General features: G+C 46.1%; 24 protein-coding genes and 1 rRNA gene. 2 read left to right on the forward strand and 23 right to left on the reverse strand.

Going from position 1 to position 17,567, the window contains the following annotated elements:
* The 3 genes from A3849_RS21545 to A3849_RS21555 form a co-directional block, all read right to left on the reverse strand.
* Positions 1 to 121, reverse strand: a 16S ribosomal RNA gene (locus A3849_RS21545); the annotation flags it as partial.
* A gap of 328 nt (positions 122 to 449) precedes the next feature.
* Complete coding sequence (locus A3849_RS21550) at positions 450 to 680, reverse strand: hypothetical protein (protein WP_025706563.1); 231 nt, start codon at positions 678 to 680, stop codon at positions 450 to 452.
* A 252-nt stretch (positions 681 to 932) separates the two neighbouring features.
* Positions 933 to 1,541, reverse strand: coding sequence for a stage II sporulation protein M (locus A3849_RS21555; protein ID WP_372237786.1), 609 nt, complete (start codon positions 1,539 to 1,541; stop codon positions 933 to 935).
* Between the two features lie 110 nt (positions 1,542 to 1,651).
* On the opposite strand from A3849_RS21555, the gene pdaB reads away from it, so the two are divergent.
* Entirely contained in the window at positions 1,652 to 2,455 is an 804-nt protein-coding gene (gene pdaB, locus A3849_RS21560) for a polysaccharide deacetylase family sporulation protein PdaB (RefSeq protein WP_074113277.1), read from the forward strand.
* Positions 2,456 to 2,494: 39 nt separating this feature from the next.
* On the opposite strand, the gene A3849_RS21565 is transcribed toward pdaB, so the two are convergent.
* Positions 2,495 to 3,316, reverse strand: coding sequence for a PPK2 family polyphosphate kinase (locus A3849_RS21565; protein WP_074113278.1), 822 nt, complete (start codon positions 3,314 to 3,316; stop codon positions 2,495 to 2,497).
* A gap of 188 nt (positions 3,317 to 3,504) precedes the next feature.
* Positions 3,505 to 4,110: a KinB-signaling pathway activation protein gene (locus A3849_RS21570; RefSeq protein ID WP_256700858.1), complete on the reverse strand. Its 606-nt coding sequence runs from the start codon at positions 4,108 to 4,110 to the stop codon at positions 3,505 to 3,507.
* A gap of 110 nt (positions 4,111 to 4,220) precedes the next feature.
* Here A3849_RS21570 and gerD point away from each other — a divergent pair, with 110 nt between their 5' ends.
* Entirely contained in the window at positions 4,221 to 4,895 is a 675-nt protein-coding gene (gene gerD, locus A3849_RS21575) for a spore germination lipoprotein GerD (protein WP_074113279.1), read from the forward strand.
* Between the two features lie 56 nt (positions 4,896 to 4,951).
* On the opposite strand, the gene A3849_RS21580 is transcribed toward gerD, so the two are convergent.
* The 18 genes from A3849_RS21580 to rplO form a co-directional block, all read right to left on the reverse strand.
* On the reverse strand, positions 4,952 to 6,058 hold the full coding sequence (locus A3849_RS21580; RefSeq protein WP_074113315.1) for an Mrp/NBP35 family ATP-binding protein: 1,107 nt from the start codon (positions 6,056 to 6,058) through the stop codon (positions 4,952 to 4,954).
* Positions 6,059 to 6,150: 92 nt separating this feature from the next.
* On the reverse strand, positions 6,151 to 6,897 hold the full coding sequence (gene cwlD / locus A3849_RS21585; RefSeq protein WP_074113280.1) for an N-acetylmuramoyl-L-alanine amidase CwlD: 747 nt from the start codon (positions 6,895 to 6,897) through the stop codon (positions 6,151 to 6,153).
* Positions 6,898 to 6,968: 71 nt separating this feature from the next.
* Positions 6,969 to 8,144, reverse strand: coding sequence for a sulfate adenylyltransferase (gene sat / locus A3849_RS21590; protein WP_074113281.1), 1,176 nt, complete (start codon positions 8,142 to 8,144; stop codon positions 6,969 to 6,971).
* Positions 8,145 to 8,183: 39 nt separating this feature from the next.
* Positions 8,184 to 8,876, reverse strand: a complete 693-nt coding sequence (locus tag A3849_RS21595) for a phosphoadenylyl-sulfate reductase (RefSeq protein WP_074113282.1) — start codon at positions 8,874 to 8,876, stop codon at positions 8,184 to 8,186.
* A 355-nt stretch (positions 8,877 to 9,231) separates the two neighbouring features.
* Positions 9,232 to 9,624 carry a 30S ribosomal protein S9 gene (rpsI, locus tag A3849_RS21600; RefSeq protein ID WP_042140127.1) on the reverse strand — a complete coding sequence of 131 codons (393 nt, stop codon included), beginning with the start codon at positions 9,622 to 9,624 and terminating at the stop codon, positions 9,232 to 9,234.
* Positions 9,625 to 9,644: 20 nt separating this feature from the next.
* Entirely contained in the window at positions 9,645 to 10,082 is a 438-nt protein-coding gene (gene rplM, locus A3849_RS21605) for a 50S ribosomal protein L13 (RefSeq protein WP_074086537.1), read from the reverse strand.
* A 233-nt stretch (positions 10,083 to 10,315) separates the two neighbouring features.
* Positions 10,316 to 11,095, reverse strand: a complete 780-nt coding sequence (gene truA, locus A3849_RS21610; protein WP_074113283.1) for a tRNA pseudouridine(38-40) synthase TruA — start codon at positions 11,093 to 11,095, stop codon at positions 10,316 to 10,318.
* A 223-nt stretch (positions 11,096 to 11,318) separates the two neighbouring features.
* Complete coding sequence (gene rplQ, locus A3849_RS21615; protein ID WP_019908254.1) at positions 11,319 to 11,684, reverse strand: 50S ribosomal protein L17; 366 nt, start codon at positions 11,682 to 11,684, stop codon at positions 11,319 to 11,321.
* Positions 11,685 to 11,718: 34 nt separating this feature from the next.
* Positions 11,719 to 12,663 (reverse strand): DNA-directed RNA polymerase subunit alpha, encoded by a 945-nt coding sequence (locus A3849_RS21620; RefSeq protein ID WP_025706576.1) that lies wholly within the window; start codon positions 12,661 to 12,663, stop codon positions 11,719 to 11,721.
* Positions 12,664 to 12,794: 131 nt separating this feature from the next.
* Positions 12,795 to 13,190 (reverse strand): 30S ribosomal protein S11, encoded by a 396-nt coding sequence (rpsK, locus tag A3849_RS21625; protein ID WP_020427052.1) that lies wholly within the window; start codon positions 13,188 to 13,190, stop codon positions 12,795 to 12,797.
* A 19-nt stretch (positions 13,191 to 13,209) separates the two neighbouring features.
* On the reverse strand, positions 13,210 to 13,578 hold the full coding sequence (gene rpsM / locus A3849_RS21630) for a 30S ribosomal protein S13 (protein WP_036721817.1): 369 nt from the start codon (positions 13,576 to 13,578) through the stop codon (positions 13,210 to 13,212).
* Positions 13,579 to 13,597: 19 nt separating this feature from the next.
* Positions 13,598 to 13,711, reverse strand: a complete 114-nt coding sequence (gene rpmJ / locus A3849_RS21635; RefSeq protein WP_003322638.1) for a 50S ribosomal protein L36 — start codon at positions 13,709 to 13,711, stop codon at positions 13,598 to 13,600.
* Positions 13,712 to 13,764: 53 nt separating this feature from the next.
* Positions 13,765 to 13,980 carry a translation initiation factor IF-1 gene (infA, locus tag A3849_RS21640; protein ID WP_018753971.1) on the reverse strand — a complete coding sequence of 72 codons (216 nt, stop codon included), beginning with the start codon at positions 13,978 to 13,980 and terminating at the stop codon, positions 13,765 to 13,767.
* Positions 13,981 to 13,982: 2 nt separating this feature from the next.
* Positions 13,983 to 14,291 carry a KOW domain-containing RNA-binding protein gene (locus A3849_RS21645; RefSeq protein WP_074113284.1) on the reverse strand — a complete coding sequence of 103 codons (309 nt, stop codon included), beginning with the start codon at positions 14,289 to 14,291 and terminating at the stop codon, positions 13,983 to 13,985.
* A gap of 11 nt (positions 14,292 to 14,302) precedes the next feature.
* Positions 14,303 to 15,055 (reverse strand): type I methionyl aminopeptidase, encoded by a 753-nt coding sequence (map, locus tag A3849_RS21650; protein WP_074113285.1) that lies wholly within the window; start codon positions 15,053 to 15,055, stop codon positions 14,303 to 14,305.
* Between the two features lie 4 nt (positions 15,056 to 15,059).
* The gene (locus A3849_RS21655) at positions 15,060 to 15,704 is read right to left on the reverse strand and encodes an adenylate kinase (protein ID WP_074086533.1); all 645 of its coding nucleotides are present in this window, start codon (positions 15,702 to 15,704) and stop codon (positions 15,060 to 15,062) included.
* 97 nt (positions 15,705 to 15,801) lie between these two features.
* Complete coding sequence (gene secY, locus A3849_RS21660; RefSeq protein ID WP_074113286.1) at positions 15,802 to 17,100, reverse strand: preprotein translocase subunit SecY; 1,299 nt, start codon at positions 17,098 to 17,100, stop codon at positions 15,802 to 15,804.
* A complete protein-coding gene (rplO, locus tag A3849_RS21665) occupies positions 17,100 to 17,540 on the reverse strand; it encodes a 50S ribosomal protein L15 (protein WP_020427058.1) in 441 nt (146 codons plus the stop codon). The genes secY and rplO overlap by 1 nt, the downstream gene beginning before the upstream one ends.
* Positions 17,541 to 17,567: the final 27 nt, after the last annotated feature.

The raw sequence follows: 17,567 nt of genomic DNA on the forward strand, positions 1-17,567 counted from the left end.
GCCTACGTGTTACTCACCCGTCCGCCGCTAAGCTTACCCCGAAGGATAAGCTCCGCTCGACTTGCATGTATTAGGCACGCCGCCAGCGTTCGTCCTGAGCCAGGATCAAACTCTCCAAATTGGTATTTAGAAAGAGCGATTTCTCATTTTGAAACATCTGACGAGAATAAAATATTCTCTATTTTTGGATCTCACTTGCGTGAAATCCCACTCACTCGTTGTTCAGTTTTCAAAGATCAATGTCTCGTTTTTCTTCATCGTTGCTTGTCAGCAGCGACCTTTATAATATATCACAGCACTTAAGTATTTGGCAAGCTTTTTTTTTGAAAAAATGTTTTTTTCATTTTTCCTTGCCTTCGGCTACTCTTCAACAAATTGAAAAGGAGCGCAAGATATAATGTATCACAGCGGCTCCCTTTTAGTCAACCTATTTAATTAAAATCAGTTTTCTAATGTTTAGACTGGGAATAACGTCCTCCCCAAGCATACTTGGATAGCTCCTTCTGCGGGGCAAAACGCGCATACATCCGGAATACAGTTTTATATCGATTGGCTATGGCATGTCTGATATTTTGGTCCAAGCGTTGATCACTTAAATCAAGGAGCATTTCATCAAGCTCTTTACGCAGAACATAATCCAGCTCCTTGCACTCTTTTTCATTGAACAACATTCCCAACATATGCTTGGCCTCCTTCATCAAATTAAATACAACAAATCCTGAGATGCTGCTACTTGTGCTAAAGAAGATAGTCCGCGGGTTGGGGAAAGCTGCGTTAGATATCCACTTACACTAGATTAACCGGAGCATCGCATCTATAACCATAATTATTAAAAATCTCCTGTATGGCCATCTTCCAAGCCCGAGCATATAGCTTTACCTTTCTATCCCTGCAATGAAAGGCTTTAATGTTATGCTCAATTCTCTGAATTTTTATGATAATAAGGAAAATGTAATTGTGCTTTCAATGATTGCGGCTATAAACAGCAGAATAACAATCCATATGGATGCCCTTAGAGTTTGGCGCATAAAGGCTGGCCACGCACCGCTCCTCTGTTCTCTCGCGGTAGCTGAACTAAACAAATCGGAGATTACGTTCCAGCCAAACTGCAAGCCAAACGCGCAGGCGATAATGATTGCCGGGATTTCAATAATCCCATGCGGCAGTAGTCCCTTAACAATAAGATCAAACAAATCTAATCCCTGCATGGCCGACAAATGGATCAGATATCCGATCACCCCACCATTAATCAATAAAAATAGTGCAGGCAATATTCCGAATACAGCGCCTAAGAAGATAATAAGCACGCTTTTAATGCTGTTGTTCAGAAAAATAAATTGAAAAAAACTCCATTGGGGATGAGAAGACTCCTTGAGGCTGCCGCTGATTTTACTTAAACCCTCCAACTGTCCGGATAGAAGCCTTTGCAGACTGCCAGTACCCATCCAACCTATAATCCCTCCCGCCACAAATAATAAGAGCGCGAGTAATACTGCTTTGCGAATTGCGGATACATCTCTGGTGAAAGCGGGGAAAGACAGCATAATTACCTCCTGAAGATATGTTGGACAGATATAAGGTCATAAGCGCTCTGTACGAGCATACATTTAGAACAAACAAGCATTTCGCATGGGAGAGGAGCGCTAACAATATGAATTCATTTTATGTATTCAGCGGCAAAAAGATAAAACGATTCATCTATATCTTTGCCGCTGCGCTTCTTGCTGCCGGTGTCGTTTATGTCGAGAGAGGCAATATTACCGTTTTTTCGGAAACAGCCCCTTCCGCCATTTACAGCGTACCGACAGAGAAGAAGCTCATCGCTTTAACGTTTGACATCAGCTGGGGAGAGAAACGGCCTGAACCTATTCTGAAGGTGCTAGAAGATAAAAAGGTAGATAAAGCTACCTTTTTCCTCTCTTCTCCCTGGAGCAAAACGCATCCGGAAATTGTTACAAGCATTAAAGATGCCGGTTACGAAATCGGCAGCCATGGCCACAAACACGTAAATTACAGCACTTTAAGCAATGAAGAAATAAAAAACCAGATTACTACTGCCCATACCGTACTGACTGAGTTGACCGGCAAAGAGCCCAATTTGATACGGATGCCGAATGGTGATTTTGACAAAAGGGTACTTCAGGTTGCAAGCGACCTGGGATATAAGGTGATACAGTGGGATACAGACTCGCTCGATTGGAAAAACATTGGTGTGGATAATATCGTGAAACGTGTGACCAGCAAGGCACACCCTGGTGATATTGTGCTTTTACATGCCAGTGATTCCTGCAAGCAGACCCATGAAGCCCTTCCGCAGATTATTGATAACCTCCGTAGTCAAGGCTATGAATTTGTAACTGTATCTGAACTAATCAGCCAAAGCAGTGCTGAGGGTAAGGAAGTCCGTGATTCCGCCATGCTCAATGAGGGTTTGGAAGATGCTGCCGGCATGTAATACCCTTTCGTTGTCCTTCTGCTGCCCAGTTGAATCCCCCTAGTGTCGTGGAGAGATTAGTTCTGAAATATCAGGTGTCGGAGTATCCAGCTTTGGATAGCTCAGATCCAGACTCTCCAGAGTCTTGACAACAATGGCTAAAGCCAAATAATTACGGTACCAACGGTGATTGGCCGGAATCCAGTACCATGGTGCACTATCATTACTTGTCTCCTTAAAGGCATCTTCATATGCTTCCTGATAATCATCCCAGTACTCCCGCTCCTGCAGATCACTCGCATCAAACTTCCAATGTTTGGCCGGGTCCTGCAGCCGTTCCTGGATCTTTTCCAGCTGTTTATCCTTGGAGATGTGCAAAAAAAGTTTGATTATCGTTGTGCCCTCTTCCGCCAGCATGGCCTCAAATTCGCGAATGTAGCGGAAACGGCGTTTCATTTCTTCTTTTTTGAGATTACCGTGGACCCGGGGTACCAGAACATCCTCATAATGAGAACGGTTGAATGCGGCGATGTAACCTTTGGGCGGTGTCTTCATGTGTACTCTCCACAGGAAATCGTGAGCCTCTTCTTCCAAGGAAGGTTTTTTGAAGCTGGTGACCATAAATCCTTGTGGATTAATGCCGGAGAAAATATGTTTGACCGTTCCATCTTTCCCGCTGGAGTCCATTCCTTGAAGAATGACTAGCAGTGAATGCTTTTTCTGGGCGAAAAGAATATCCTGCAGTTCGGCGAGACGCTCCTTGAGCTTTGCCATTTTCACCTCTGCCTCTTCCTTTGATTTAAAGTCCCCGCTCTCTTCGGGATCGAGTTTTTTCAGGACAGATTCATTTGTGTCTTTTATCATATAGCGCTTGATGTTCATATATTCCCTCCTAGTCGTTTCAATCGATTTTTTGTTATGTACGCTGTTCTTAAAGATTAACCTGCTGCTTCTGTTTTTAATCTTATCAAGTAGAAACAGCTACGCCATGCTATTCAGGCTGGTATCCTTTTTTTACAAAACCCCGACTTCTCATAACCGAGGAGCGGGGTTGTTTACTGCATATTTTATCATTGTTTTGGCTTAAGGATCCGGTGGAGCATCAAGATTTGGAATGCATTACAGGCAATGAGCGGGACCACAATAAAAACAGTGGCACTGTCTACTCCTATGCGGAGTACTCCAATGATCTCCACTATGGTAATGGCTGTCAAAAAGAAAAATGTCGGAATCCAGGCTGATCTGTTCGTGTTCCGTACTTTAAAGTAGGCTACGATAATTGCGGTAAGCAGAATCCCGATGCCCAAAAGCAAATCAGAGACTACATTTCTGCCTCCGCCTACAAAAGTACGCAAAAAAATCAGTTCGAGTAGGGCAAGCAGAGACAAAATGATCTGGATATATTGCCAGACCTTTCGCGGGAACACCCCGATTCCCATGTAATTCAGAATCAGATATGCAAAAAAACCCAGTTGAGCGTAAACGCTCACAAGCATACCGTAGCCAAGTAGTATCAGCGGATAGATTAATGAATCGGCTGTGCTTTTGAAATCAATTCCACCGTTAGCAACTTGCAGCAAAAGTCCGGCAATGACAGCCCCTCCCGCCCCGATCAGTAGCGTGGTCCAGAATAAAAAAAACCATTTCCTTATACTCAGCCTTTTCACCTCCCACATGTCAGATTTATTTTACCAAGCTTACCGGCAAAAAACCATTCCGAGCCAACATAAAAGCTTACCTCTGCGGCATACTACATGCAGGAATCCCATAAAGGAGGGCAGCGCCAATGAAGTGGAGGACTTTGTGGACTGGGAGCTTGTTGCTCAGCATGGTTATCACCCTAACGGCTTGTGGCAGCGAACAGAGCAGTTCCTCTTCCGGACAGGTCAGTTACAAGGAAATGAAGACAATGGTTGTAGATATATTGAAAAGCGAAGAGGGAAAGAAAGCAGTGCAGGAGGCATTGTCTGCTCCAAGCTCTGGCTCTGAGGGAAGCAGCTCCAGCGGCCTGAGTATGAAGATGATGCCAATGCAAACCAACGAGCAAATCAGAGTTGCGGTAAAGGATACCATCACAGCACCGGAGTATCAGAAGGAAATTGAAAAAATCATGACAGATCCACAGTTCGCAGGAGATTTCGCAAAAGCAATTAATTCACAAAACAAAGAGCTCCACCTTCAGTTGATTAAAGATCCAACATACCAGAAGTCAGTTGCTGAAATCATGAAATCACCTGAAATGATGAAGATGTTCCTTGATCTTACCAAAACCTCTGATTACCGCAAACAATCCATGACCATCATGCAGGAAGCCATGCAAAATCCATTGTTCCGAATGGAGGTACTCGATCTCCTTAAGACTGTAGTTCAAGACGAATTGCAGCCTAAGGTTGAAAAGAAGGATTCGGGTAAAGAGAAGGGAAGCAGTGGAGACAAAGGCAGTGATGATTCAGGATCCTGATTCAAAAAAAGAGGCCTTCCTATTACTGGAACCGGCCTCTTTTTGGTATTTACACACTATTCGTATTTGGCAATCAGCTTGTCAGCCATCTCAGCGAATAGCTGTGCGGTTGCTGTCCCTGCCTTATACACAGAAGGCGAGAAGTCCGGCTCAGAAATATGATTATCCGGTGCGCCCAGAGGAATCTGGGCAAGCAGTTCCGTATGAAGGGTTTCAGCCAATCTCGCTCCGCCTCCGCGGCCAAAGATATAATCTTTCCTCCCGCAGGAAGAACACTCATAATAAGCCATGTTCTCGATGACTCCAAGAACCTCATGGTCTGTTTGCAGGGCCATAGATCCCGCTCTTGCGGCTACAAATGCCGCTGTTGCATGCGGGGTAGTAACAATGATCTCCTTGCTGTGCGGCAGCATCTGATGGACATCAAGTGCTACGTCACCCGTTCCAGGCGGCAGATCGAGCAGCATATAATCAAGCTCTCCCCAGCCGACATCGCTGAAGAACTGGCGCAGCATTTTACCAAGCATTGGTCCCCTCCAGATAACAGGACTATTCTCACGGATAAAAAAGCCCATAGACATGACTTTTACTCCGAAACGTTCGACAGGAATAATAGTTCCTTCTTCTACAATCGGGCCTTCTTCAATCCCCATCATATCAGGAATGCTGAAACCATAGATGTCAGCGTCAATCAGTCCGACCTTCTTGCCTTTTCTGGCCAATGCCACAGCCAAATTAACGGTGACTGTCGATTTGCCTACCCCACCCTTGCCGCTGGCAATCGCGATGAAGTTCACACCTGAGTGCTCATTGATCAGCTCATGCCCCTCAAGACCCGCTGCGTGTCCTTTTAACGGCTCACCTTGCTTTGGTTGGGCTTGGCCCTCCGAGCTCTCTCCGCGAAGAATAGCGCGCTCATAATCAGTGGCATCACGCAAACGGATATGAACATTGCCCGCACCTCCCTCATCCAATAAAACACGAACACTCTGTTCAAGCTCCATACGGCTTTTCTCATCGGTATCGAGACAGACGAGTGATAGTGAGATTCGGTCCTCTTTGACCATGATATCGCGAATCAGCTGTAAATCGATAAGGCTTTTTCCGGATTCCGGGTCAGTGAGCGGTTGCAATAATTCCTGAATTTGTTCCCTGGTCAGCATGGAAAGCACCTCAATTTCCTCTCCGGACGGGTAAGGTACCGGTATTTTTGATTTATTATACCATTACCCTTCCGCAAAAGCGTAGTAACTACTCAAGAGTGTTCAGAAGCGTATCTTAGAATCCCCCGGTAGATGCTGGTAGCAACCTTTCGCTGGTAAACATCATCCCCAAGTAAAGCTGATTCCTGTGGATGGGAGAGAAAGCCTACCTCAACAAGTGCAGCAGGCATTTTTAATGCTTTCAGCAAATACACGGTATTCACAGTCTTCGCCACCCGGTCCGTGTTCTCAAGTGTCGTTCTGAGCTCATCCTGTACAAATCCCGCCAAAGCTTTATTCCCTTCGTTGTTCGGGTAATAGAAGGTCTGCGCTCCGCTCCAGCGGCCTGAAGGTACACTATTCATATGCACACTTATAAACAAGTCTGCCCCCTTCTCCTCAATACTTCTTACACGCTGCTTCAGGTCTTCTGTCTTGCGTTTAGAGTAGCCTTTGGTATCTTGTTGGGCTAAGTCATAATCACCTTCCCGGGTCATGATCACTATCGCTCCTGCCTGCTGTAAATAATCCCGCAGATATAAAGAAACAGAAAGATTGATGTCCTTTTCAATCAAGCCCTCCCGGCTGACTGCCCCCCCATCAGGACCTCCATGCCCTGCATCAATAGCAATTACTTTTCCTGACAACGGCAGGCTCCAGTAATTCAGTGTTCTGGCAGTTGGCATATCATAAGCAATAATACCGATCATTATTACCAGCAAAACAGCACCTACCATGCTTTTTTTGATGCTGCTCCATGAGATCCAGACCGAGACTTTCGCTTGCTTTCGGCCAGACATAACAAAGACCCCCTCGTCCCGATAGATTCTACTCATCTATATGGGACAAGAGGGCCAAATAGTACTGGCTATTAGGATTGGGCAGTGACTTCTGTGGACATTCCCTCAATAAGAATTTCTGCTACCTCTGGACGCGTAAATTCCGGAGGCGGGCACTTCCCATCTCTTAGCAATGCGCGCACTTTCGTCCCTGACAGTGTCAAATGCTGGTCACTTGGATGTGGGCAGGTCTTACTCGAAGCCATGTTACCGCATTTCACACAGAAGAAACTGTGTTCAAAGAACAATGGAGTAATTCCCAGCTCATCTGCCGTGAAATTCGAAAAAATTTCTTGGGCTTCATAAGTGCCGTAATAATCACCTACACCTGCATGATCCCGGCCGACTATAAAGTGGGTACAACCGTAATTTTTACGAACCATCGCATGAAAAATCGCTTCCCGCGGTCCGGCATAACGCATTGCAGCAGGGAATACACCCAAAAAAGTGCGGTCTTCCGGGTAATAGTTCTCCAGCAGTGCAAGATAACTTTTCATACGAACATTGGCCGGCACATCATCAGACTTCGTTTCACCTACCAGAGGGTTAAGAAACAGCGCATCCACAACCTCCATTGCACACTTCTGAATGTACTCATGTGCACGGTGTACCGGGTTACGCGTTTGAAAACCTACAACAGTTCTCCAACCCTTGTCCGCAAAAATTTGACGTGTCTCAGCTGGATCAAAGTAAAATTCTCCGAACTTCTCCGGTTGAGGACGGTTTAGAACTGTAATGGGTCCACCAACATAAGTTGTCGGCCTAGCCAACAGCTTGCTCACACCTGGGTGTGCAGGATCCGTTGTTTTGAACACATTCTGCGCTTCAAGCTGCTGATCGACACTATAAATACTTTCAATATCAAGTAATCCATAAATAACTCCGTCTTCCTCACCAATCAGCGAGACTCTGTCACCTACCGCAAGACCTGAAACCACTTTATCTTCCACAGACAAAGTAACAGGTATACTCCATACCGTGCCATTTGCAAGACGCATGCTTTTGACCACAGAGTGGTAATCTTCTTCATTCAGAAAGCCTGTGAGCGGAGAAAATGCACCTACCCCGATCAGATCCAGATCTGACAAAGTCCAAGTGTTTAAGGTAATCGATTTGTGACCGGAAGCCTGCTGAAGCAGTTCTTCTCTCTGTGTCCCTTCAGCTACACGCTGGATCAGTGTTCCTCCATGAGGAAGTATTGAAGTCATCTATGCTCTCTCTCCTTCTGTGCAATTCGAATTACGTTCTTATTTATGCAATCCGCATTCAGTCTTGTCCGATCCGGACCATCTTCCCGCACGTGGATCTTCACCCGGCATAACTGCCCGCGTGCATTGCTCACAGCCGATACTCGGAAAATTACGGTCATGTAAAGGGTTATACACTACATCATTCTCACGGATATAGTTCCATACATCCTCTGTGGTCCAGTTGGCGATCGGATTAAATTTAACAAGGCCAAACTTGTTATCGTATTCGACCTTTTTAGCATTAGCTCGAGTTGGAGCCTGATCACGGCGTATTCCTGTTATCCAGGCATCATACTGCGAAAGAATCCGGGTTAGAGGCTCTACCTTGCGGATCGCGCAGCATTGATTGGGGTCTGTATTCCATAAAGCCTCACCGTATTGTTCCGCTTGTTCCTCGGTGGTAATCTGCGGCGACACACGGACAAATTCCATGCCATATTTATCTGCCATTATATCTCTTGTCTCATACGTTTCCTTAAAGTGATAATCCGTATCCAGATAAAAAACGTCTGTTGAGGGACTAACTTTCTGAATCATATCGACTAGTACAACATCTTCAGCACCAAAGCTGCAGGCAAAGGTTATATTAGGAAAAGTATCTACGGCCCAGCGTATAATATCCTCAGGTGCTGCATTCTCCAGCTCCTCAGCCTTCACTCTGATTAAATCTTCCTTCTCCATTAAGTTCATTATTACACTCCTCCATCCTGGTATCTCAATAAATACTTAATATCCGTTAATTCCAACTAATCTTATATGGAATAGTATAAGGCATTCAGGGCCGAAGTCAATGGTTTTATCCATTTTGGGTGAAAGTTTTGAATGCATTTAAAAACCCGCTGCCTCTCAATATTTTTCGCACAAAAAAAGCGGCCCTACCGAATTCGGCAGAGCCAAGAGAGGCATGAAATATTACATACTAACTCGGGATATCTATAGTGTAACGGGGAAATGTCATTGGAGTATTTTGGATGAGGGGGAATTGAATTAAAAGAAGAAAAAAGCCCCTGACCCAAAGGGCCAGAGGCTTGAATTCTTTGTAATATTAACGTTTCGAGAACTGTGGAGCACGACGAGCGGCTTTGAGGCCGTATTTCTTACGTTCCTTCATACGTGGGTCACGAGTCAGGAAGCCGGCTTTCTTCAAAGCTCCACGATACTCAGGGTCAACTTTGAGCAATGCACGGGAAATCCCGTGACGAATTGCGCCAGCTTGACCGGAAATGCCGCCACCATGTGCAAGAACGATTACATCGTAGTTACCCAGAGTTTCAGTCAGGTTCAAAGGTTGTCTTACGATCATCTTCAGTGTTTCCACACCGAAATATTCGTCCATCTCGCGTTTGTTAATGACAATGCGTCCTTCACCCGGTACAAGGCGAACACGTGCTACCGAATGTTTACGACGACCTGTCCCATAGTATTGTACTTGTGCCATGAAACTGTCCTCCTCTATTCTTATCCGCGAAGTTCGTAAACTTCAGGTTTTTGTGCTGCATGTGGATGTTCAGCGCCAGCATATACTTTGAGTCTCAGTTTCATGTGATCCCCTTGACGAGTCTTAGGAATCATGCCGTGAACTGCGAATTCAATCATACGCTCAGGTCTGGTCTTGATCAGGTCTTCTGCAACAGTAACCTTCAGACCGCCTGGGTGCATCGAGTGACGGTAGTATTTCTTGTTTTGCATTTTCTTGCCGGTCAGGTGAATCTTCTCAGCGTTGATAACAATTACGAAATCTCCAGTATCAACATGTGGAGTGAATTGTGGTTTGTGTTTGCCACGGATCAGAGCAGCGGCTTCGCTTGCCAAACGACCAAGTGTTTTGCCTTCGGCATCAATGATGTGCCAATTGCGTTCAACTTCGTTCGGCTTCGCCATATAGGTGGTACGCATGAATGTTTCCTCCTTGTTCTCGTACGAAAATCATCTGTTTCGTATATCTTGTTTCTCATTGGATTACAATTATGTGAGTTAAGAAAAACTTGTTTGTTGGCATTCTCTTGATCGGGGCTGTGGGATAGCCATCAAGAAAACACAACTTTTATATTACAGCATAAACATAACTAGCGCAAGTGATTTCTTATATTCAACGCATAATATTTTATAAATATAAATGCACTGAACATCTAGCTACCCGCTTCGTCATATTCCACACTCCACAGTGCTAATCCCTTAGCTACAGCCGTAGGCCCCGCTTCTGCACGGTCGCAGGCAGAAAGAATATCGGCAACCGCCTCTGCACGAATCTTTCCTTCCCCTACATGAATCAGCGTTCCCATAATAATGCGAACCATATGCTGTAGAAAGCCACTGCCCGTAATATAGGTGTGAATTACTCCCTGGTCTGCAGATCCGTCCCGGCACATACTGAGGTCAAGCTCCATATGCGCCTCAAAAATCGTCCGGACATGTGAACTCTTCGTAGATTTCCTTGATGCAAACGACGTAAAATCATGGGTACCTACAATTTGAGTTAGACCTTGCTGCATTGCAAAGATATCAAGCTTTACCGGATGATGATGCTGCCATCGCCGCTGGAAAGGATCCGGGAACCGGTTGCCGTTAATTGTATACCGATAGGTCTTGCGCTTAGCTCCTCTGCGGGAGTGAAACTCCAGCGGTACCTCCTGTGCCTCAGTGACTACAATATCCTGGGGCAGCCGAGCATTCAGGGCCAAGCACCAACGCTCTAACGGGATCTTGGAAGAGGTAAGAAAGTTAAACGGCTGGCCATATGCATGAACACCTGCATCAGTCCGTCCTGAGCCCGTTATTTTGAGTTTCTCGCCGGTCAGATGCAGTATGGCATGTTCAATATGGTCCTGTATCGTATTGCCCTGAGGCTGGGTCTGAAAGCCATCATAGCGGGTACCGTCATAATTGACCTTCATCAATAGATTGCGCATTTCCGTTCTTCCTTTCAGCGGTTCCAAACTACATCACCATTCGTTTTCAAAAAAAAAGAGCCCCGGCGGGAGCTCCTTCTACTCTATACAAGGTGATTCCCGCGGATATTGTACGGCAGGGCTTAAATGCCCCTGCTGCACAATAACGTTAAATACTTCTCTGCCCATACTACATAAGAGCATGTGCGATAAGGGGTACATCCGGAAATCATAACTTGTGATCCTACGCGCGGTCTACCAGTTCAAGATAAACCATAGGCGCAGCATCGCCACGACGAGGTCCCAGCTTCAGGATACGAGTGTATCCGCCTGGACGCTCTGTGTAACGAGGAGCAATGTCAGAGAACAATTTTTGGATTGCATCCTGTTCACCGTCTACAGTCTCACGGCGGACAAATGCTGCTACTTGACGACGAGCATGAAGATCGCCCTTTTTCGCCTTAGTGATCAGCTTTTCAGCGATAGAACGAACTTCTTTCGCTTTAGCTTCTGTTGTTTGGATACGCTCATAAAGAAACAGATCCGTTACCATGTCCCGGAACAATGCTTTACGCGCACTGGAATCACGGCCCAACTTTTGGTATGCCATTTGTTTTCCCTCCTTTACTCAAGCAATCTGCCAGCTATTCTTCTGTACGGAGTCCCAAACCAAGTTCCTCAAGCTTCTCTTGAACTTCCTCCAAAGATTTGCGGCCCAGGTTACGAACCTTCATCATATCTTCTTCAGTTTTCGTAGTCAGCTCTTGCACGGTATTAATACCGGCACGTTTGAGGCAGTTGTAAGAACGCACAGAAAGATCAAGCTCTTCGATTGTCATCTCAAGCACTTTTTCTTTTTTGTCTTCTTCTTTTTCCACCATAATTTCGGCGTCTTTCGCCTCGTCCGTAAGACCTACGAACAAAACGAGGTGCTCGTTCAAAATTTTGGCTCCCAGGCTAACAGCTTCTTCCGGTCTGATACTGCCATCCGTCCAAATTTCCATCGTCAATTTGTCGTAGTTGGTCACTTGACCTACACGAGTGTTGTCGATGCCATAATTCACACGAGAGATAGGCGTATAGATGGAATCCACCGGGATAACTCCGATGGGCTGATCGTCGCGCTTGTTACGGTCCGCTTGGACGTAACCGCGGCCACGGCCTGCAAAAATTCGCATGTGAAGTCTCGCGCCAGGTCCCAGCGTTGCAATATGAAGATCCGGGTTCAGGATCTCAACATCGCTGTCCGCACGGATATCACCTGCGGTAACGATGCCTTCACCTTCAGCATCAATCTCGAACACTTTCTCTTCGTCTGAATGGATTTTCAGGGAAAGAGCTTTAAGGTTCAGAATGATTTCCGTCACATCTTCCATTACGCCAGGAACGGTCGAGAACTCATGCAGAACGCCGTCAATTTGGACCGAAGTCACTGCGGCTCCCGGAAGGGAGGAAAGCAAGATCCGGCGAAGCGAGTTCCCCAGAGTCGTGCCATATCCACGTTCCAGCGGTTCAACTACGAATTTCCCATAGGTTCCTTCATCATTGGCTTCTACGGTCTCAATCTTCGGCTTTTCGATTTCTATCACGAGTGTACCCCTCCTTCAAACGTCGCTCCTATATGAAACTGTCACCCCATCAGGTGTATCATGTAGTATGCCTAAACACCTATTATTAGCAGATGCGTCAGAATTATACCACAATCACAATTCTGATTTCACTATACGCGGCGACGCTTCGGCGGACGGCATCCATTGTGAGGAACCGGAGTTACGTCTTTAATGAGGTTTACTTCAAGGCCAGCGGCCTGAAGGGAACGGATGGCTGCTTCGCGGCCCGCGCCCGGTCCTTTAACCATAACTTCAACGGACTTCATGCCGTGTTCCATAGCTGCTTTTGCAGCAGTTTCGGCTGCCATTTGCGCTGCAAATGGAGTCGATTTACGGGAACCTTTAAATCCTTGACCGCCGGAGCTTGCCCAGGAAATTGCATTTCCGTGAGGGTCCGTGATCGTAACGATAGTGTTGTTGAACGTGGAACGGATGTGTGCCACGCCAGACTCGATATTTTTCCGGTCGCGACGTTTAGTACGTACGACTTTTTTCGGTTTAGCCATTGTCTCTTATCACCTCTTCTTATTTCTTTTTGTTTGCTACCGTACGACGCGGGCCTTTCCGGGTACGGGCATTCGTTTTAGTACGTTGACCGCGAACAGGCAATCCACGACGGTGGCGAACACCGCGGTAACAGCCGATCTCAGTAAGACGTTTAATATTCAAGGAAATTTCACGACGAAGGTCACCTTCAACCTTAACCTCTTTGTCGATCGTTTCACGCAGTTTGCTGACTTCATCTTCCGTCAAATCACGGACACGTGTGTTAACGTCAATGCCTGTTTCATTAAGAATTTTCTGGGAAGTCGTTTTACCGATTCCGAAAATATAAGTCAAGGCGATCTCAACGCGTTTATCACGTGGCAAATCCACTCCAGCTATACGAGCCATTTTACGCTACACCCCCTTCTTAACCTTGTTTTTGTTTGTGTTTCGGATTTTCGCAAATTACCATAACAGTCCCTTTGCGGCGGATGACTTTGCATTTTTCGCAAATGGGCTTTACAGAAGGTCTTACCTTCATGTTAATTACCTCCTCAAAGTTTTGCGAAGCAAAACTTTTGTTGTAGTTCCCATCTATTTACGGTAAGTTATACGTCCTTTTGATAAATCATAAGGCGATAACTGCACGACCACTTTGTCTCCGGTTAGGATACGGATAAAGTGCATCCGCAATTTCCCGGACACATGGGCAAGTATTTGATGACCGTTCTCAAGCTCAACCTTAAATGTTGCATTCGGCAACGGTTCAATGACCGTACCTTCCACCTCAATGACATCTTCCTTAGCCACAGTTAGTCTCCTTTCTCATAAGCACTTATTCCAGCTGGTGTAGCATACTTCAAGACTGCATAACGCAGCTTTCCGTTCGTTACCCGGCCGGTTTCTTCCAAACTGTTCACAATCTCACTGCTGATGAAGGGTATGAGCTCCAAATGCTGAATATTCTTCTTCTTTGGTGCATCAAACTTACGTTTGCCTCCATCGGCAATATATACAAATCTGCTATCAACAACTGCGATAACAACGGCAGCCTCTCCGGCATCTTTGCCTTTGAGAATTCTCACGATTTGACCAATCTGCGGGCTGCTCCCAGTATTCACGTGAAGATCACCTACGCATTCAGTTTTGTGAAAATTTCCATGCCGTCCGGTGTAACTGCTACTGTATGCTCAAAGTGAGCACAAAGTGAACCATCTACCGTAACGACCGTCCAGTTATCTTCCAGCGTTCTGACATATCTGTCCCCTGCGTTAACCATCGGCTCAATCGCGAGCACCATACCCGGTTTCAGACGTGGTCCGCGGTCCGCTATGCCATAATTCGGAATTTGCGGTTCTTCATGCAGTTCTGCCCCAATGCCATGGCCAACATACTCACGTACGACGGAGAAGCCGGCGTCCTCGATGTATTGTTGAATTGCATGGGAGATTGTAAACAAGCGCACATCCGGTTTGACTAACGCCAGTCCCGCGTACAAGGAGCCTTCCGTTACGTCCAGCAGACGCTGAGCCTGTTCGGAAATGCTGCCCACCCCGTAAGTCCAGGCGGAATCACCGTGATAACCGCGGTACTCTGCACCAATGTCCAGCGTAACAATATCGCCTTCGACCAGTTTTCGCTTACCCGGAAATCCATGCACCAATTGTTCGTTGACTGAAGCGCAAATGCTGGCAGGAAAACCGTTGTAACCTTTGAAAGACGGCACAGCACCTTGACTGCGAATGTATTGATCGGCGATTCTGTCGAGTTCTCCAGTCGTAATACCAGGCTGAATGGCCTCAGCGATCAGACGGTGACTCTCGGCAACAATTCGACCAGCTTCCCTCATGAAGGCAAGTTCCTGTTCGGATTTACAAATGATCATTACATTAACCTCGCAGCAAAGATACGATTTCGGAAGAAACGACATTGATTTCGTTTTCCCCGTTTACCTGACGCAAAAGACCTTTATTATCATAAAACGCAAGCAGTGGCGCTGTCTTATTGTCATACTCATCCAGACGCTTGCCTACACTTTCTTCATTGTCATCCGGACGTTGATACAATGCACCGCCATCAATGTCGCAAATGCCTTCTTGCTTCGGCGGGTTGAAAATCAAATGGTAGGATGTTCCGCAAACAGTACAGATTCGGCGTCCGGTAAGACGCGCCATCAGCAGTCCACGGTCCACATTCAAGTTGATTACATGATCCAACGATCGATTCAAGCGGCTCAAGATATCTTCCAGCGCTTCCGCTTGCGAAAGGGTTCTTGGAAAGCCATCCAATAAGAAACCTTTTTCGCAATCGGACTGCTGCAGCCGTTCTTCAACAATTCCAATGGTCACATCATCAGGTACAAGCAAACCTTGATCGATATAAGATTTGGCCTTAAGTCCAACCGGAGTGCCTTGCTTGATAGCCAAGCGGAAAGCATCACCTGTCGAAATATGAGGAATATCCAACTCTTTTACAACTACAGCAGCCTGTGTCCCCTTGCCTGCCCCAGGAGGGCCCATGAATAAAATGTTCACGATTTCTCTTCTCCCCCCAAAAGTTCGCCACCAAGCAAGAAACAGCACAATAGGTGCCGGGAAGTCTGTGAGTCTATGCTTCGCCGGAACCTATCGACTATTTATTGATGAAGCCTTTGTAATGGCGTTTGATCAATTGGCTCTCGATCTGCTTCATCGTGTCCAGAGCTACACCAATTACGATCAGCAGTGAGGTACCACCAATCTTGACTGAACGGGGTAGACCAGACAAGTTACCAAAGAACACCGGAAGGACAGAGATCAAAGCCAGGAAAATCGCCCCTGACATAGTCAGACGTGACATTACCCGGGTCAAATATTTCTCAGTCGCTTTACCTGGACGAATACCTGGGATATAGCCACCATTTTTCTTCATATTGTCAGCCATTTGCTGCGGATTCATCTGAACAAACGTATAGAAGAACGTAAATCCGATGATCATGACCACGTAAAGTAGCATGCCTAGCGGCTTATCATAATAAAGATTTGCAGTAACCCATTTAGCCCATTCATGACTTGCCCAGAAGCTCGATATTACAATTGGAAATTGAAGCAGTGATACGGCGAAGATAACCGGAATTACACCTGCCGCATTGATTTTAAGCGGAATGTGTGTATTCTGTCCACCGTACATTTTGTTACCGACCACTCGTTTAGCATATTGTACAGGAATTTTCCGGATACCTTGTTGTACAAAGATAACCCCTGTAATAATCGCTACAATCACGATCAGAACAATAACGACTTTAAGAATATTCAGGAACACCTGATCCGGCTGAATAAAGCTTGATTGTGCCGTAGTGGTAATATATCCCGGGATGGCGGCGACGATGCCCGCAAAAATCAGGATCGAAATCCCGTTTCCTATTCCCTTTTCTGTAATCTGCTCACCTAGCCACATCAGGAATGATGTACCAGCCGTCAATATGATCGCGATAAGCAGGTAATCCGCAAAGGTTGCATTTGGAATCATCTCAGTGCCATATATCCGGTTAAACCCGATTGATGTAGCAAAAGCTTGAATCAAACCGAGTACTACGGTGCCGTAACGGGTAATTTGCGCCAGTTGCTTTTTCCCGTGCTCCCCTTGTTTAGCCCATTCGGCGAACTTGGGAATTACATCCATCGAGAGCAATTGCACAATGATAGATGCAGTAATGTACGGGTAAATACTGATCGCAAAGATAGAGAAGTTTTTGAGCGCTCCGCCCGAGAAGGTGTTTAAAAGACCCATCAAAGCGTCCCCGCTCTGATTTGTTGATTCCAGTACATCTTTGTTCACACCGGGAACCGGTACAAACGAACCGATGCGGTATATGATCAGAACGAACAGGGTAAACAGGATCTTTTTGCGCAAATCTTCAACATGCCATATATTCTTAAGCGTCTTGAACATTAGATCACCTCGGTTTTACCGCCGGCAGCCTCGATTTTCTCTACCGCAGATTGAGAGAACTTATTTGCTTGTACAGTCAATTTAACGGCTAGTTCGCCATTACCGAGAATCTTAATGCCGCTTTTGGAATTCTTGACAACACCAGTTTCAATAAGCAACTGTGGAGTCACTTCGGTTCCTTCAGCAAAGCTGTTCAGATCTTCCAGGTTCACAATCGCATACTCTTTACGGGTAGGATTAATGAAACCACGTTTAGGCAGACGACGATAGAGTGGGTTTTGTCCACCTTCGAAGCCCGGACGAACACCGCCGCCGGAACGGGAGTTTTGCCCTTTATGACCGCGGCCGGAAGTTTTACCGTTCCCACTACTAGGACCACGACCAACGCGGTTGCGTTCTTTGCGTGAACCAGGAGCTGGAGCAAGTTCATGTAACTTCATCGTTTGCACCTCCTTATATTTGTTAAT

It is taken from the genome of Paenibacillus sp. P46E (assembly GCF_001909095.1).
GTDB classification, from domain to species: Bacteria; Bacillota; Bacilli; order Paenibacillales; family Paenibacillaceae; genus Paenibacillus_AQ; species Paenibacillus_AQ helianthi.

Excerpts from the sequence above, each read along its gene's own strand:
- gerD (WP_074113279.1), top strand. The coding sequence starts at position 4,221 with ATGAAGTGGAGGACTTTGTGGACTGGGAGCTTGTTGCTCAGCATGGTT.
- rpmJ (WP_003322638.1), bottom strand. The coding sequence starts at position 13,711 with ATGAAGGTAAGACCTTCTGTAAAGCCCATTTGCGAAAAATGCAAAGTC.
- rpsM (WP_036721817.1), bottom strand. The coding sequence starts at position 13,578 with ATGGCTCGTATAGCTGGAGTGGATTTGCCACGTGATAAACGCGTTGAG.
- rplO (WP_020427058.1), bottom strand. The coding sequence starts at position 17,540 with ATGAAGTTACATGAACTTGCTCCAGCTCCTGGTTCACGCAAAGAACGC.
- rpsK (WP_020427052.1), bottom strand. The coding sequence starts at position 13,190 with ATGGCTAAACCGAAAAAAGTCGTACGTACTAAACGTCGCGACCGGAAA.
- A3849_RS21580 (WP_074113315.1), bottom strand. The coding sequence starts at position 6,058 with ATGCTGACCAGGGAACAAATTCAGGAATTATTGCAACCGCTCACTGAC.
- A3849_RS21550 (WP_025706563.1), bottom strand. The coding sequence starts at position 680 with ATGTTGGGAATGTTGTTCAATGAAAAAGAGTGCAAGGAGCTGGATTAT.
- A3849_RS21595 (WP_074113282.1), bottom strand. The coding sequence starts at position 8,876 with ATGAACTTAATGGAGAAGGAAGATTTAATCAGAGTGAAGGCTGAGGAG.
- rplQ (WP_019908254.1), bottom strand. The coding sequence starts at position 11,684 with ATGGCATACCAAAAGTTGGGCCGTGATTCCAGTGCGCGTAAAGCATTG.
- cwlD (WP_074113280.1), bottom strand. The coding sequence starts at position 6,897 with ATGTCTGGCCGAAAGCAAGCGAAAGTCTCGGTCTGGATCTCATGGAGC.
- truA (WP_074113283.1), bottom strand. The coding sequence starts at position 11,095 with ATGCGCAATCTATTGATGAAGGTCAATTATGACGGTACCCGCTATGAT.
- secY (WP_074113286.1), bottom strand. The coding sequence starts at position 17,100 with ATGTTCAAGACGCTTAAGAATATATGGCATGTTGAAGATTTGCGCAAA.
- pdaB (WP_074113277.1), top strand. The coding sequence starts at position 1,652 with ATGAATTCATTTTATGTATTCAGCGGCAAAAAGATAAAACGATTCATC.
- A3849_RS21570 (WP_256700858.1), bottom strand. The coding sequence starts at position 4,110 with ATGTGGGAGGTGAAAAGGCTGAGTATAAGGAAATGGTTTTTTTTATTC.
- rplM (WP_074086537.1), bottom strand. The coding sequence starts at position 10,082 with ATGCGTACCACCTATATGGCGAAGCCGAACGAAGTTGAACGCAATTGG.
- sat (WP_074113281.1), bottom strand. The coding sequence starts at position 8,144 with ATGACTTCAATACTTCCTCATGGAGGAACACTGATCCAGCGTGTAGCT.
- map (WP_074113285.1), bottom strand. The coding sequence starts at position 15,055 with ATGATCATTTGTAAATCCGAACAGGAACTTGCCTTCATGAGGGAAGCT.
- A3849_RS21565 (WP_074113278.1), bottom strand. The coding sequence starts at position 3,316 with ATGAACATCAAGCGCTATATGATAAAAGACACAAATGAATCTGTCCTG.
- rpsI (WP_042140127.1), bottom strand. The coding sequence starts at position 9,624 with ATGGCACAAGTACAATACTATGGGACAGGTCGTCGTAAACATTCGGTA.